The organism is Burkholderia sp. Bp8986 (assembly GCF_003854225.1).
GTDB lineage: Bacteria > Pseudomonadota > Gammaproteobacteria > Burkholderiales > Burkholderiaceae > Burkholderia.
The window spans coordinates 1-14458 of record NZ_QTQM01000003.1 but is presented as its reverse complement, the minus strand read 5'-3'; the positions used below and the strand labels follow the sequence as shown (position 1 = coordinate 14458).

Sequence of the window (14458 nt, the reverse complement as noted above, 5' to 3'; positions counted from 1 at the left end):
ACGAGATGCGGCCGCGCTCCGGTGAGGACAAGGCAGGCGGGCCGTTCGCCAACGCCTGGGCTGAGGATCACCATCGGCCGGCCCGATACAGGAAGCGAACCGCCAGACGCCAGCCGCCACCGCCGCACGCGATGTCGCGCCTGCGTGACGGCACAGCGCCGCTGCCGCGGCGGATCGTCGAAGTCGTTGCGGGTTGGCTCGGCGCGAACGGCGCGCGTCAGATCGACCCGAACAGCGCGCGCGGCCGGTCCTTCAGCGTGCCGGCCAGAATCCGCAGCCCGTTCACGAGCTCGTCGCGGGTCGCCGGACACGCGAGATTGATGCGCACGCCGTGCTCGATTTCCGCGCGATCGACCGCGAACGTCGACGACGGCATCACGATCACGCCGCGCGCCTTCGCGTTCGCGGCGAAGTCGTCGGCCCGCCACGGCGGCGGCAGCCTCAGCCACACGAACATGCATGCGGGATCCGACTTCAGGTGACCGGCCGGCAGCAGTTCCCGCGCCAGATCGACGCGCGCACGGATCTCCGCCAGCTGCGCGCTCATGATCCGCTCGGCAGTGCCGTTCTCGATCCACACCGTAGCGATCAGCATCGACGTCGGCGCGGGCATCCACGCGGTGGTGCGCACCGCTTCCGCGCACAGCGCGACGCTGTCGCGCGGGCAGCTCAGGTAGCCGAGGCGCAGCCCGGGCGCGAGGATCTTCGACGTCGCGCCGATATGGAACGTGAGCTCGGGACACAAGCCCGCGATCGCCGGCAGCCGGTCGCGCACGAGCGGCCCGTACACGTCGTCCTCGATGATCGTCACGTGATGGCGGCGCGCGACGTCGACGAGCGCCATGCGGCGCGCGAGGCTCATCGTCGTCACGGTCGGGTTCTGCAGGTTCGGCACGACAAAGATCGCCTTGACGGGCATGCGCTGGCAGATCCGCTCGATCTCGTCGGGCAGCAAGCCGTCGTCGTCGGCCGGCGCGCTGACGATCTCGAACTGGAACACCGGCGCGAGCGCCTTCAGGCCGTAATACGTGAGCCGGTCGGCGACGATCACGCCGTCGGTGCCGATCAGGCTGTTCAGCACCGCATAAAGCCCGTGCTGCGCGCCGCTCGTGACGACCACCTGGTCGCGCGACGGCATGAAGCCCGGCGCGGCCAGCCACTGCGCGCCCGTGGCGCGCGCCCAGTCGGGGCCCTGCGGCGGCTGGTATTCCTGCAGCGAGGCGAACCGCGGATCGGCCGGCAGCGTGCCGAACGTCTGCGCGAGGCACGCCAGAAACTCGCCGGTCGCCGGCCGGTTCACCGTCAGGTCGATCACCCCGTTGCCCGCCACGAGCGACGCGCGGGCCGGCTCGATGCTCGGCATCGCGCCGCCGGTGACGAGCGACCCGCGCCGCTTGCTGCCGATCACGAGGCCGCGCAGCTGCAGCTCCTTGTACGCGCGCGACACGGTCGACACGTTGATGCCGAGCTCCGTCGCGAGCTGGCGCTGCGGCGGCAGGCGGCTACCCGGCGGGTACATGCCGTTGCGGATTTCCGCCTCGATCGAGCTCGATACCTCGACATAGGTCGGCCGCTTCGCCTGCGCCGGCGCGTCGCCGTCGCGCTCACCGGAAAATTTGTCTGCTGCCATTCGTCGCCTGTATCCACACAAAAAGCGTTTGTCTGCCGTTCAAGCCTGCCCAGCGATTGTATATGACATCCCCTTCCGGTCAAACGTCAGCCGAAAGGTCAGTCAAAACAGTGACTTGAAATCGGGTAAACGCTAGCGCCATACAATCGCTTTTTGATTGCACACAAAAAATTACTGTGTGATTCTTTATCCCATCTTTGTGTGAATCACGCGTGCCGGAGGAGAGGCGACATGGCGAACATCGCCATCGTGGGTGCAGGTTTCATCGGACTCGGCGCGGCGGCCTGGCTGCAGCGCGACGGGCACCGCGTCACGCTGTTCGATCCGGCCGGCGTCGGCCATGGCGCGTCGTTCGGCAACGCCGCGACGTTCGCGCCGTATGGCTGCGTGCCCGTCAACGGCCCGTCCGTGTTCCGCGACATGCCGCACTTCCTGTTCGGCGCCGACAGCCCGCTGCGCATCCGCTGGCCTTACCTGCTGCGCGGCGCGCCGTGGCTCGCACGGTTCCTGGTCGCGTCGACGCCCGCGCATCACGCGCGCAGCGCGAGCGCGCTGGCCGCGCTGCTGACGCGCGCCGCCGACGGCTATGCGCCGTTGCTCGCGCCGTCGCGGCTCGCGGCATTCGTGCGGCCGCGCGAATGCCTGTATCTGTACGCACGGCAGGCGTCGTTCGACGCCGCGCAGCCGTCGCTCGCGCTGCGGCGCCGGCTCGGCGTACCGTTCGACACGCTCGACGCGGACGCGATCCGCCGGCTCGAGCCCGCGCTCGCGCCGATCTTCACGCGCGGCGTGCTGTTCCACGGGAGCTGGCATTTCTCCGATCCCTGTGGGTTCCTCGGCGAACTGTTCGCGCACCTGGCAACCGGCGGCGCGACGCTCGAACGCGCGCGGGTCGAACGGATCGAGCCCGTCGGCGACGGCGTGAGCCTGCATGCGGGCGGCGCCGTGCGCCGCTTCGATCATGTGGTGATTGCCGCCGGCGCCCGCTCGCGCGCATTCGCCGCCGCGTGCGGCGACACCGTGCCGCTCGACACCGAGCGTGGCTACCACGTGCAGTTCGCCGCGCACGAGCAGATCGTCACGCGGCCGGTCGGCTGGGCCGAGCGCGGGTTCTACATGACGCCGCTCGACGAAGGATTGCGCGCGGCCGGCACCGTCGAACTCGGCGGCTTCGACGCCGGCATGAACCGCTCGCTGGTCGCGCTGCTCACCCGCTCCGCGCGCGAGGCACTGCCATCGCTCGGCGCGCCGACGCGCAGTTGGCTCGGCTTTCGGCCCACGCTGCCGGACGGCGTGCCCGTGATCGGCCGCGCGCGGCGCAGCGAGCGCGTGATCCACGCGTTCGGCCACCAGCATCTCGGCGTCACGCTCGCCGGCATCACCGGGCGGATCGTCGCCGATCTCGTCGCGCAACGCGCGCCGCCGCTGGATCTCACCCCCTACCGGGCCGCGCGATTCTGACGCGCGCCACCACTTCCACCACTGCAAGGAGGCATCATGAATCGTCGTAACTGGCTGGCATGGCTGGCCGTCTGCTCGATCGGCACGGTCACCGCGTCCGCGCAGGCCGCGGACCCGGAAACCGTCAAGATCGGCTTCGCCGGCCCGCTGACGGGCCCGGTCGCGCGCGTCGGCAAGGACCTGCAATACGGCGCGCAGCTCGCGCTCGACGAGGAGAACGCGAAACACCCGACCATCGGCGGCAAGCCCGTGCGCTTCGTGCTCGACGTGCAGGACGACCAGGCCGATCCGCGCATCGCGATCCAGGTCGGGCAGAAGCTCGTCGACGACGGCGTGGTCGGCGTGGTCGGCCACTACAACTCGGGCTGCAGCATCCCCGCGTCGGCCGTCTACAGGCAGGCGAACGTCGCGATGATCACGCCCGGCTCGACCAATCCGCAACTGACGATGCAGGGCTTCAAGAACGTGTTCCGCACGATGGGGCACGACGGCGTCGGCGGCGTGGTCGCCGGACGCTTCGCGGTCGAGCAGCTGAAGGCCAAGCGGATCGGCATCATCGACGACCGCACCGCATTCGGCCAGGGGCTCGCGGACGCATTCGAGAAAGGCGTGAAGGACGCGCACGGCACCATCGTCGGCCGCGAATACACGAACGACAAGGCGGTCGATTTCCGCGGCATCCTGACCACGATGAAGAGCAACAACATCGACCTGCTGTTCTTCGGCGGCCTCGACGAACAGGGCGCGATGCTCGTCAAGCAGATGCGCTCGCTCGGCATCCGCGCGCAGCTGTTCGGCGCCGGCGCGCTGAAAAGCAATGCGTTCCTGAAGATCGCCGGCAATGCGGGCGAAGGCACGCAGGATCTCGAGCCGGGGCCGGCGCTCGACAAGCTGCCGTCGGCGATCGCGTTCGCGCAGCGCTACAAGGCGCGCTTCAACCAGGACGTCGAGCTGTATGCGCCGTTTGCGTACGACGCGGCGCTCGCGATGATCGGGGCGATCCGCAAGGCCGATTCGCTCGACCGCAGCAAGATCGTCGCGAGCCTGCCGGGCGTGTCGGTCACGGGCGTGACCGGGAAGATTTCGTTCGACGAGCGCGGCGACCTGATCAAGCCGCCCTACACGCTGTTCCGCGTCGAACAGGGGCAGTGGCACAGCATTCGCACGGTCGGCGGCGCGTCGAACTGATCGACGCCGGGCAGCGCGCGGCAGGCGGCGTCATCGCGCCGTCTGCTGCCGCTGCACCTCCTGCGCCTTCATCTGCAGATACGCGCCGCGCTCGACTTCGTGCAGTTGCTGCGGATACTGCTCGGTCGCGTCGAACCAGCGCGCGAGGCGCTGGTCGAGCGGCTTGTCGAGCGTCGCGAGATAGGTGTCGATCGCGAGGTAGTAGCGCATCGTGTTGCGCTCCAGCAAGCCGCGCACGCCGCCGATGTATTGCGGCTGCGCAGCCGACGCGCCGCTCGCGGCCGTGAACCCGACCTTGTCGCTGCCGACCGTCGCGAGGTAGGTCTTCATCGCCATGCGGCCGACCGTGCCGAAGCCGTACGAATACGTGAGGTGCAGGAACGTGCGCGACGCGCCGACCGGCACGGCCTCCAGCGCAATCCGGTAATCCTTCGTGCCCATCGGGCCGCTGTCGGCGGTCAGGTCGACCTGGAAGTAGTCGGGCGTCGCGGCGGCCACGCGGTAGCGGAACTGCACGCGGTAGGTGTCCGACAGCTTCTGCTCGATCTTGCGGCCGAGGTTCACGTCGAGCACCGGGCCGTTGCCGCCGGTCGACGCGTGACAGTACTTCGTGTTCAGGTGCAGGATCAGCACCGCGCACCAGTTCGCGGGGCCCTGCGCGGGATCGTTCAGCTTGCCGTTCACGACGGCGAACGGATAGTCGACGACCGCGTAGATATCGCCCTTCAGCGATGAAGATGCCTCGGACGATTCGAGGTACAGCGGGCGGTGGAACGGGTTGTTCTTCAGTTGCTCGCCGAGGCTGTGGTAACGGTCGAGCAGGGCCGCCGCGCCTTCGGCGCCGTCCGCGCCGAACGACAGCGCGCTCCAGCCGACGCATAGCGCCGCGACGAGCGCGTGCCAGGCGCGGCGGGCGTAGCGCGGGGCTTGCGGGGAGGTGGATGTCTCCATTCTTGTGCTCCAGCGGGGGCGCGGGGGAAGCGCGCATGGTTCACAGAATACGCCGACCGCTATCGGCTCCGCTTCACCGGCACCGGCAGTTGCGCGGCCGTGATCCGGATCAGCGTCGACAGCCATTCGCGGTCGTCCCAGCGCTCTCCTCCGATGACGAGATGCGGCTTCGCCGACGGATAGGGCGGACCTTCCTCGCACGCACCGAGAAACGCACGCCCGTCGGGCGTCGGCTTGACGAACAACCGGTCGTCGCACACCAGCGCGACCATCTTGCCGTCGCAGTAGATGCCGTATTCGCCGAACATCTTGCGGGCCGACACGGCGCCCGCCGCAGCCATCTGCTCGACGATGAAATCGACGGTTCCCTGACTCGATGCCATTCATGCGCTCCGTGATCGAATAACCGTTCTGACCGTCACCGATGCGGTGTCGTTCCGTTCAATCGTCGCGCAATCGCTCGTGCACCGTGCTCCCCCCTGCTCCCCCCTGCTCCCCAGCTCAATTGTCAGCCGAAAACGCACTCGACATCTGCCGCGCCCGCTTCACGTCGTCCCCATGCAGATAGATCGACGTCGTCGAGATCGACGCATGCCGCAGGTTGTCGCGCACCGTCGTCAGCTCCGCGCCGCGCGCGAGCGCATGCGTCGCGTGCGTATGGCGCATCCAGTGCGGGCTGGCCTGCCGCAGCTTCTGCGCGAGCGCAGGATTGTCGTCATCGACGAGCGCGGCCGTCTGCGCGAAGAACCGCTGCATCACCTTCCACAGCCGCACGCTCGTGATGCCGGCCGCGCCGTCTTCCGCGAGGCTCGGAATCAGCGGCGTATCCGGCCGCCAGCGCGCCGGCGTCACCGGCAGCCGCCGCGCGACCAGATGCCGGTCGAGCGCCGTGCGCGCGAGCGGCGGCAGCGCGACACGCGCGGCCTTGCTGCCTTTGCCGATCACCTTCAGCCATGCATCGCCGTGCGCGTCCGTTTCGATGTCGCCGAGCGTCGCGCCGACCAGCTCGCTCGCACGCAGCCCGGTCGCATAGCCGAAATCGAGGATGAAGCGCAGCCGTTGCGCGGCGGCCGCCGTCCAGCCGGACCGCGGCGCGCCGGAGGGTTTGTCCTTGCGGAACTCGAGCCCGTCCGCGATCGTGCGCACGAGCAGCCACTCGCCTTCGGTGAACGCATGCGACGTGTCGAGCGCATTCGCGCCGCGCGTGTCGCGCACCTTGACGCCGGCGAACGGATTCGCGAGCAGGTGGCGCTGCTCGATCAGCCAGCGGAACAGCGCGCCGAGCACCGACAGCGTGTACGCGGCCGAGCGCGCGGACAGCCCGCCCGAAAACGGCCGCCAGTCCGGCGCGCCGCGCGGCCGCACCGGCCCGACCCAGCGCTCGTGCGGCGCCGGGTTGCGCAGGAACGCGCGATACGCGACCGCATCCTCGGTGGTCAGCGACGACAGCGCGCGCCCGCGCTCGACGATCGCCCACAGGATCAGCCGCTCGGCTTCCTTCCGGTACGCGCGGCGCGTCGCGGCCGATTCGTGCAGCGACAGCCACGCGTGCACGGCCGCGTAATCGTTGTCCGCGTCGAGCGTGCTGGTTGCGCGCGGCGCGCGGAACGTGCCGTTCGATCCGTCGACTTCGTGCGGCAGCTTCAGCTGCTCCCACGGCACGATGCCGCTGCGCGGCGTGGCCGCGATCAGCGCGCGCGCCCGCTCGGTCAGGTCGGGATGCGCGGAAAAGAACGCCTCGATATGCCGTGCGCTCGCCATGCCGAGCCCCGCGATCGCGCGCCACCACTGACGCCGCCGCGGAATCCGCACGGTCAGGTCGGCCAGCGTCGCGATCCCATGCGCACGCAGCGCGACGACGGCGCGCGCCGGCAGCCACAAGCCGACGTCGTCGCTGATCTGCGGCACCGGCGCGCGCGCATGGCGCAGCACGCCGATCGCATCGGTCGCGGCCTTCGCCATCTGGATGCGCGCACTGTCGGCATGACCGAGCTGCTCCGCGAGGTCGGGTCGCCCGGCCTGCCGCGCGACGCGCACGAGGCCGCGACGAATCCCGCCGATCACGCCGCGCGCCGACCGCCCGTCGCCAAGACGATCGGGTAGGTAGCGCTCGACGGCCTGGCGCACGGTCATGCCCGCATACCACGCTCGCAGCGCGGCCAGTTCGTCGGCATCGGGAAAGCCTGCGGGCGCAGGCGCGGAATCGGAGGAAGGCGGTGAGGCGAGGCGCGGTGTCATGGGCGCCAGTTTGACAGAACTGCCGACGCTCGAAAACGCCTCGAGCGCTGCGAGACACGCGCGCGATGCCGGGGTTTACGGCTTCGCGCGGGAACGGTCAGCCTGTCACAGGCATGCGCCGCATGGGCACAACCGACGCCGGCCGCGCGTCACCCCTCGCCCTTCGGCCCCGGGTTGAGCATCACGACAAAGCAGGCCACGCCGACGATCAACGCGATCGCACCGCCGCGCAGCGCGATCGTCGTGTCGAACAGCAGCCCGGTCACGACGGCCATCATCCCCGCAAGCGACACGAACACGGCGATCGCCGCGACGACGATCCGGTACTGGCGACGTATCATCGCGCGCTCGCGTCAGGCTGCCGCGGCGGACGCCGGCTCGCCGGCATCGTCGCCGCGAATCAGCAGCACCGGGCACTTCGCGCCGCGCACGAAGCGCTCGGCGACGCTCCCGAGCAGCACGCGCCGGATGCCGCGCCGCCCGTGCGTGCCGACCACCGCGAGATCGATCCCACGCTCCGTCACGTAACGCTGCAGGCGTTCCGCGACGTCCTCGCCGATGCTCTCGGTTTCGACGAGCTCGCCTTCGCCCTTCGCGCCGGCCAGCGCGATGATCTGTTCGGCTTCACGCAGCACCTTGCGCCCGTCGTCGCGGATTTCCTCGATGAGCGCGTGCGGGTCGAAACGGCCCGCGTACGTGAACAGCACCGACTTGTCGACCACATAGACGGCGCTGACGTGCGTGTCGCCCGCCAGTGCCACCTTCACTGCCTCGGCAAGCGCCTGTTTCGACGAAGCGCTGCCGTCGACGGCCACCATGATCTTCTTGTACATGCGAACCTCGCTGGGGTGAGTTGCCGGGCGCGGTCGCGCGCGGCCATGTGCCCATCATCGGCGGACGGCCGGTTCGAAGGTTGACGGCGATCAAGATTCCCCGACAGCGGGTCGTGCGGCAAAGCGCCACGCGGAGCAGCCGGGGCGCCGTCCCGGTGGCCGAACCGTGCTGCCGAGCGGCCATGCCGCCGAAGGCGCTATCATCGACATTACGACCTTCGTCCGGCCCTTTTTTGCCGGCTCACTTTCAACTCGCTCAACCGACATGACAACGACTACCGAACGCGTGGACGGCGCCGCCCAGCATCTCGTCGCCGCCCGCCATGCCGGCGTGCCCGGCCCGCTGCTGCCCGACGCCTTGCGCCCCGAGAACGTCGATACCGCACTCGCGATCCAGCATCGCGTCGCCGACCTGCTCGGCGAATCCATCGGCGGATGGAAATGCGCGCTGCCGCCGCCCGACCGCGTGATCGTCGCGCCGATCTTCGCGTCGACGATCCGCGCGGCCGATGCGCCGTACCGCGTCGTCGGCGGCCCGATCGTGCGGATCGAGCCGGAAATCGCGTTCGTGCTCGATCGCGACCTGCCCGCCCGCGCGCAGCCGTACGACGAGCACGACGTGCGCGGCGCGATCCGCGAAGTGCGCATCGTGCTCGAGGTGCTGGGTTGCCGCTATGCGGAGCCCGCACGCGCATCGAAGTTCGAACTGCTCGCCGACGGGCAGTTCAACCAGGGATTGTGCGTGGGTCCCGTCGTGCCGGACGGATTGAACGTGCCGCTCGAGACGCTCGCGCTGTCGTTCGAGGGTGCGCTGAATCGCACGATCGACGGCCGCCATCCGGACGGCGATCCGCTCAAGCCGCTGGTATGGCTGGTCAATTTCCTCGCATCGCGCGGCGACGGCGCGCGGGCCGGCCAGATCGTGACGACCGGTTCGTATGCGGGTGCGATCGACGTGCCGCTCGGCGATGCGCTGATGGTGCGCTTCGGTGAACTCGGCAGCCTGTCGGTGACGCTGACGGCTTGATGGGCTGACGGCCTGACGTTCAGCGGCGGGGGCGGCTCGCGACGAACGCGGCGCCCGCCCCGCCTGCCGACGCTGCGTGATACCGTTGCACAACGCCCGTCACGCTTGAACCGCGTGCCTTTCCGTCATTCGCCATGCCGCCGACACCGTTGCCCGCCCTGCTGGACGAAGTCCTGCGCACCGTCGATCGCCGCTACCGGTTGCCGCCGCTCGTGCACGCGCCGTCGCTGGCCGACGCCGCGAACCCGGCCGTCGTCATCGCCGTCGCGATCGAGGAAGCGCGCCGGATGCAGGCCGACGGCCGCACGCCCGACCCCGCATTGCAACGCCGCTTCATCGATGCGCTCGCGCGGATGATCGGCGACGCGATGGACCCGCAATCCGGCGACCCCGCCTTCCAGGCCGCGGTGCTTCGGCATCGCGCGGCGGCCGTGCGCGAATACGCATCGCTCGCCGCGCATGCCGAGCAGGACCGGCGCGCGCTGCGCTCGGCCGTCAACACGATCGCGCATCCGGCCCGGCTCGAACGGCATGCGCAGGCATGGCAACGCGAGCCGCTCGCGCGGCTGCATGCGGCCGCGGCCGGCGCGTCGTGGGACGATCTCGACGCCGCGCTGCGGCAGCTGCTCGCGCGACCGGAGATGGCGACCGACACCGCGTTCGAACAGGACGTCGCCAGACTGAAGGACAGCGCCGCGCTCGCCCGGCTGCGGCGTCTCGATGCGCTGGCGCCGGATCCGGACGTCCGGCAGTACCGCACGCTGTGGAGCCGCCAGGGTCCGCTCGAAGGCAGCGCGCTCGCCGTCGCGCAAGGTGTCACGTCGCAACAGCGGGGCGCGGCCGTCGAGGCGCTGGCCGCGCAGGCGCTCGAGGCCCTGGCCGCGCAGCTCGACGCGAGCGATGCGCAGCGCACGTATCGCGTGGTCACGTCGATGCGCGTGCCGGCCTCGATACCGGCCAAGCACGACCGCGCGAAGACCGAGTGGGATGCGGTGCTGCTCGGGCGCGCGCGCGGCGACGATCCGTCGGCCGCGTGGCACGTCGTGTTTCTCGTCGAAGCGAAAGCGTCCGCGGATGCGGCGACGACCGATCTGCCGCGCCTGCTGCGCGGCCTGAGCCTGCTCGCGCAAGCCGATCCGGACACCGTCTATGCGTTCGACACGCGCGAAGGCACGGTACGCCTGCACGGCGCGTCGCTGCGCGCGCTGACGATCGACGACGCGGCCTTGCAGCGCGAAGTGCTGTACTGCTGCGATGCGTCGGCAGACCCGGCGCCGCGCCTGCTGGGCGCAGCAAGTCGGATGCAGTTGCTGTCGGCGCCGGCGAGCCTCGAATACGCGAGCGCGCTCGCGCAATGCACGGATGCCGATCCGCACGGCCTCGGCGCCGTCTGGCAAGCGCTGCTGGAACTGCCGTCATGGCGCACGGTGCTGCATCAGTACGAATCGCTGCGGCAGGTTCGGGCGCTGATGGTGAGCGTCGACGATCTGATGGCCGCGATCGAAGGCGACCTGGGCGACAGCGCTGCGAACGAGGCGTGACGTGCGAGCGCGAATGGAACGAATGGCGGGACTTCCGCGTTGAATCGTCACGCGACATCCGCTCAGTTGTTGAGTACCCCGAACGGTAGCGTCCACCCCTTCAGTCGCCCGCCGTCTCCCCAGCGGCTTTCATCGTCCGCGCCGAACGGCAGCAGAACCGGCGCCGCCGCGCATGCCGGCGTTTCCTTCGGCGTATGGCCGAACTCGGCCTTGAACAGCCGATGGAAGTACTTCTCGTCCGGAAAGCCGTGCGCCCATGCAATCTCCGCGATACGCTGGTGCCGGCGCTGCGGATCGCCGAGCACGTGGTACGCGTGACGCAGCCGCCTGCGCGTGAGCTGCCGCATCACGCCGCCCTCTTCCTTGAACAGCTGATAAAGCCGCGCCCGCGACACGCCGATGTCCCGGCAGATCCGCTCGGGTGCGAGGTCGGGCTCCAGCAGGTGCGCGTCGATATAGCGCCGCACGCGCTCGATCAGCGCGGTGTCGATCGGGCCGCGCGCCTCGTCGAACGCCTGTGCGCTCGGGGCGACGGCCGCGCTCATGAGCAGCAGCAACGATTGCACGACGCTCGGCAATTCGTGCGTGCGCAGGTTCGGCAGGTTGCGGTGCAGCGACAGCATCTGGTCGCCGAGCAGCCGCCCGACACCGCTCGCCAGCGTCTGCCCGTGCGCGTTCGCCGCATGGGCCGGCAGCAGATAGCGCGGCACCACGAGGCTGATCACGTCGCCGGCCTCGACCCGGCAATCGTTGACCTGCGCGACGTCATAGACGAACAGGTCGCCCGCGCGCTTGACCAGCTCCGGCCCGCCGGTGCGGCACGTGAGATGCCCGCCCAGCAGCAGCGTGAAGCGGATCGAATCCTGGCCGTCGAGCCGGATCCGCCGCGTCGTTCGGTGCACCGAGTAGGTCGGCGCGCGCGACCGCCAGCGCCGGCTCGAGAAGATCAGCGGGCCGAGCGCCGCGCCGGTCGCTTCCGCGTTGAACGCGCCATAGCCGCCGACGTCGTCCAGCCGGTAGTCGCAGAGCATGTCCTTGACCCACACGTGGAATCGGTCCCGAACGGGATAGTCGGTGGTACGAAACTTGAAGACGGGGATGGCATCCGCTTGATCCATGGCAGTTTTCATTCGAGCCGACAGGAAAGGAAGGGATCGGTTCGTCGATTATCGGACCAAAATACGGCAGTGGACAGCGGGTTCGTCGCAGTGCCCGCCGCGCCGTCGATCGACATGCGCGCGGCGGGCAGCGCGGGCGTCAGCGACGCGGGTGGCATTCCCAGTCGTTGTACGTCGGCCGGTCGATCGGCGTGAGACCGGGAATCATGAACACGGTGCAGGTGAAGCGCCGTCCCTTGCCGGTGGTCGCGTCGTAACTCACCTGCTGGCCGCCGAGCCCGTTCTTCTTCCCGTACTGCACGTTGGCGATCGTGATTTCGTCCGACGACGCAAGGCCGATCGTCTTCGCGGTCGATGTCTGCACGTCGGTCATGTTCATCTGCGTCGTGCCGCAACCGGCCAGCGCGAGGCCGGCGGCCGCGGCGCCCAGCGCGGTCCGTACGGTGCAAAGCAAGGTCTTCTTCATGGCTTCTCCTTCGGTTTCCCGCGCAACGCGATCACGAGCCCGGGGTATAGAAACTGGACTGCAGCTGGCTGCCGATACTCGCGACGTACGATTGCCAGAGGAGTGCCATCGCCCCCGTCGCGTTGACGGCCAGCGCCGGCCACGATGCGCTCTGTGGCGCCACCGTCGACGCGCTCCACGCCCCGTCCCGGTAGCGGGCCGCGATGACGGCCGACGCGCCCGGCAAGCCCGTGTCCTGCCATGCGACCGTCACGTGGCCCGCCGCGTCGATCACCAGCGGCGGGTACTGGGCGGCCGCCCCGTTCAGGTGTTCCGTCAGCCGCTGCAGCGGCCCCCAGTTTCCGCTGGCATCGGACACGCTCGCCTGCAGCACCGCGCCGCCCTCCGCCCACATCACGGCCGCGATGCCGTTGTCGTTGACGGTCAGCATCGGCGTCGCGATGAAGCCGGTCGGCTCCGTGATCGCCGGCGCCACCGGCGCGGCCGGCTGCCACCCGGTGCCGGCGACGAAGCGTTGCGCCATCGTGGTCGTCTCGAGATGCCCGCCGGTCACGTCGAGCTGCCCCCACACCAGCGTGATGTTGCCCTTCGCGTCCATGCCGGCCGCCGGCGAGATGATCGTCGTAAACAGGCTCGTGTTCGACACGGCCTGGTTGACGTCGGTCCAGCCGTTGGTCGGGTCGTACGTGGCCGTCCACAGCGCCGAATGCGTATGGTTGGTCTGCCGCCACGCGAGCACTGCGCGGCCGGACGACAGGACCGACATCATCGGCCTCACGTTGTCCGTATCGCCGGTCACCGCACCCGGCCCGGTCTGCACCGGCATCTGGATCAGCGCCGTGGGCGACCACTGTCCCGCCTGCGTATAACGCGTCCAGGCGATGCGCGTATCGAGCAGGCTGATCGACTGCGTCCAGGCGACGAGCGCATTGCCCTGGCTGTCGATCCCGGCCGTATAGGACGAACCGCTCATGTCCGCTGCCAGTTCGGACGCCGTGCCCCAGCCGGCGCCCGGGCTGTACGGGCGCGCCCACAATGCGTACGTGTTGGGGCCCGGCATCCATTCGGTCCAGAACGCGACCGCCTGGCCGCTCGCATTGCCGACCAGCTGCGGCGGAACGCCGGTCAACCCGTTCATCGAATGCGTACCGTCGCTCGTGTCGAGCCGCGTCGCGCTTTGCCAGCCCGAACCGGGGACATAGCGCGTGCCCCACATTTCGTTGCCGTACGGACTGGCCGGGTCGACGGTCATCCAGGTGGCGAGTGCATTGCCGCTCGCGTCGATCGTCACGCTCGGGTCGCCTTCCGGCCCCTTGCCGTCCACCGCGACGGCCGTCGACCAGCCGGCCTGCGGCTGCGTGGTTCCGCCGCCGGTCGGCCCGCCATTCGAGCCGCCGTTCGAGCCGCCGCCGGGCGATGTCGTGCCGGAAGGTGATCCGGGGGAGGTCGGTGTCGACTGCGACGCACCGCTCTTGGTCGAGACGTCGTCGCCGCCGCATGCGGTCAACGCGAGAACGACGGCCATGGCCGTCCAGGTAACGGGTTTCATCACAATCCTCTTGTTCTGGATTGACGGCATGTGCTTGCCCGCGCAGCAGGTCGAACCTGCCGTGCATATTGATAAGCAGTGCCATTCAATGGATATGGAATGCCGCGCTTTCGTCGAGCCTCGCCCGATTCGATCGCGCGGACGGCCTTTGCTTCCGGTACGGACGACGGCTTGCGTACTGCCTCTGTCGCCCAACGCCGGACACCCCGAAGTGCCGGCTGCATCTTAATTCATACGATCCGGAATCAAGGTGGGGTTGCGTCTACAGTGAGTGGAGATGCATTTCGCCGGGTGTCGGCACGCGCATGAGCCGGTGATGCGCGGATGCGGATTGCCGCGTCGGCCGCAGGGTGCGGGGTGCGGGGTGCGGGGTGCGGGGTGCGGGGTGCGGGGGGCGGTGGGGGGCGGGCCGAGGGCCGCGGGCCGAGGGCAGCGGTCAGGGGGTGCAGGGCTGAG

Annotated in this window: 13 protein-coding genes; 4 read left to right on the top strand and 9 right to left on the bottom strand. The window is 69.6% G+C overall.

Annotation, left to right across the window (positions count from 1 at the left end; genetic code table 11):
• Positions 1–217 precede the first annotated feature (217 nt).
• Positions 218–1630, bottom strand: a complete 1413-nt coding sequence (locus tag DID99_RS03910; RefSeq protein ID WP_124666105.1) for a PLP-dependent aminotransferase family protein — start codon at positions 1628–1630, stop codon at positions 218–220.
• Positions 1631–1861: 231 nt separating this feature from the next.
• Here DID99_RS03910 and DID99_RS03905 point away from each other — a divergent pair, with 231 nt between their 5' ends.
• Positions 1862–3091 carry an FAD-binding oxidoreductase gene (locus DID99_RS03905; protein WP_124666104.1) on the top strand — a complete coding sequence of 410 codons (1230 nt, stop codon included), beginning with the start codon at positions 1862–1864 and terminating at the stop codon, positions 3089–3091.
• Between the two features lie 36 nt (positions 3092–3127).
• A complete protein-coding gene (locus DID99_RS03900) occupies positions 3128–4279 on the top strand; it encodes a branched-chain amino acid ABC transporter substrate-binding protein (RefSeq protein WP_124666103.1) in 1152 nt (383 codons plus the stop codon).
• Between the two features lie 30 nt (positions 4280–4309).
• Here DID99_RS03900 and DID99_RS03895 read toward each other — a convergent pair whose 3' ends face one another.
• From DID99_RS03895 to DID99_RS03875, 5 genes are all read right to left on the bottom strand, one after another.
• Positions 4310–5230 (bottom strand): hypothetical protein, encoded by a 921-nt coding sequence (locus tag DID99_RS03895; protein ID WP_124666102.1) that lies wholly within the window; start codon positions 5228–5230, stop codon positions 4310–4312.
• 59 nt (positions 5231–5289) lie between these two features.
• Positions 5290–5613 (bottom strand): TfoX/Sxy family protein, encoded by a 324-nt coding sequence (locus DID99_RS03890; protein WP_044848126.1) that lies wholly within the window; start codon positions 5611–5613, stop codon positions 5290–5292.
• A 118-nt stretch (positions 5614–5731) separates the two neighbouring features.
• Positions 5732–7468: a site-specific integrase gene (locus DID99_RS03885; RefSeq protein WP_124666101.1), complete on the bottom strand. Its 1737-nt coding sequence runs from the start codon at positions 7466–7468 to the stop codon at positions 5732–5734.
• Positions 7469–7617: 149 nt separating this feature from the next.
• A complete protein-coding gene (locus DID99_RS03880) occupies positions 7618–7809 on the bottom strand; it encodes a DUF2964 family protein (RefSeq protein WP_124485744.1) in 192 nt (63 codons plus the stop codon).
• Positions 7810–7821: 12 nt separating this feature from the next.
• Positions 7822–8301 (bottom strand): universal stress protein, encoded by a 480-nt coding sequence (locus DID99_RS03875; protein WP_124485743.1) that lies wholly within the window; start codon positions 8299–8301, stop codon positions 7822–7824.
• A 265-nt stretch (positions 8302–8566) separates the two neighbouring features.
• Here DID99_RS03875 and DID99_RS03870 point away from each other — a divergent pair, with 265 nt between their 5' ends.
• Positions 8567–9328, top strand: a complete 762-nt coding sequence (locus DID99_RS03870; protein WP_124666100.1) for a 2-keto-4-pentenoate hydratase — start codon at positions 8567–8569, stop codon at positions 9326–9328.
• Positions 9329–9462: 134 nt separating this feature from the next.
• Complete coding sequence (locus DID99_RS03865) at positions 9463–10869, top strand: 3-deoxy-D-arabino-heptulosonate 7-phosphate synthase (RefSeq protein ID WP_124666099.1); 1407 nt, start codon at positions 9463–9465, stop codon at positions 10867–10869.
• A 62-nt stretch (positions 10870–10931) separates the two neighbouring features.
• On the opposite strand, the gene DID99_RS03860 is transcribed toward DID99_RS03865, so the two are convergent.
• The 3 genes from DID99_RS03860 to DID99_RS03850 all read right to left on the bottom strand — a co-directional run bounded on the left by DID99_RS03860 (position 10932) and on the right by DID99_RS03850 (position 14002).
• Positions 10932–11987 (bottom strand): helix-turn-helix domain-containing protein, encoded by a 1056-nt coding sequence (locus DID99_RS03860; protein ID WP_124485741.1) that lies wholly within the window; start codon positions 11985–11987, stop codon positions 10932–10934.
• Between the two features lie 139 nt (positions 11988–12126).
• A complete protein-coding gene (locus DID99_RS03855; protein WP_044848119.1) occupies positions 12127–12453 on the bottom strand; it encodes a hypothetical protein in 327 nt (108 codons plus the stop codon).
• 31 nt (positions 12454–12484) lie between these two features.
• A complete protein-coding gene (locus DID99_RS03850) occupies positions 12485–14002 on the bottom strand; it encodes a hypothetical protein (protein WP_124666098.1) in 1518 nt (505 codons plus the stop codon).
• Between the last annotated feature and the right edge of the window lie 456 nt (positions 14003–14458).

Coding starts and splice junctions, on each gene's coding strand:
- DID99_RS03910 (WP_124666105.1), bottom strand. CDS start 1,630: ATGGCAGCAGACAAATTTTCCGGTGAGCGCGACGGCGACGCGCCGGCG.
- DID99_RS03905 (WP_124666104.1), top strand. CDS start 1,862: ATGGCGAACATCGCCATCGTGGGTGCAGGTTTCATCGGACTCGGCGCG.
- DID99_RS03900 (WP_124666103.1), top strand. CDS start 3,128: ATGAATCGTCGTAACTGGCTGGCATGGCTGGCCGTCTGCTCGATCGGC.
- DID99_RS03895 (WP_124666102.1), bottom strand. CDS start 5,230: ATGGAGACATCCACCTCCCCGCAAGCCCCGCGCTACGCCCGCCGCGCC.
- DID99_RS03890 (WP_044848126.1), bottom strand. CDS start 5,613: ATGGCATCGAGTCAGGGAACCGTCGATTTCATCGTCGAGCAGATGGCT.
- DID99_RS03885 (WP_124666101.1), bottom strand. CDS start 7,468: ATGACACCGCGCCTCGCCTCACCGCCTTCCTCCGATTCCGCGCCTGCG.
- DID99_RS03880 (WP_124485744.1), bottom strand. CDS start 7,809: ATGATACGTCGCCAGTACCGGATCGTCGTCGCGGCGATCGCCGTGTTC.
- DID99_RS03875 (WP_124485743.1), bottom strand. CDS start 8,301: ATGTACAAGAAGATCATGGTGGCCGTCGACGGCAGCGCTTCGTCGAAA.
- DID99_RS03870 (WP_124666100.1), top strand. CDS start 8,567: ATGACAACGACTACCGAACGCGTGGACGGCGCCGCCCAGCATCTCGTC.
- DID99_RS03865 (WP_124666099.1), top strand. CDS start 9,463: ATGCCGCCGACACCGTTGCCCGCCCTGCTGGACGAAGTCCTGCGCACC.
- DID99_RS03860 (WP_124485741.1), bottom strand. CDS start 11,987: ATGGATCAAGCGGATGCCATCCCCGTCTTCAAGTTTCGTACCACCGAC.
- DID99_RS03855 (WP_044848119.1), bottom strand. CDS start 12,453: ATGAAGAAGACCTTGCTTTGCACCGTACGGACCGCGCTGGGCGCCGCG.
- DID99_RS03850 (WP_124666098.1), bottom strand. CDS start 14,002: ATGAAACCCGTTACCTGGACGGCCATGGCCGTCGTTCTCGCGTTGACC.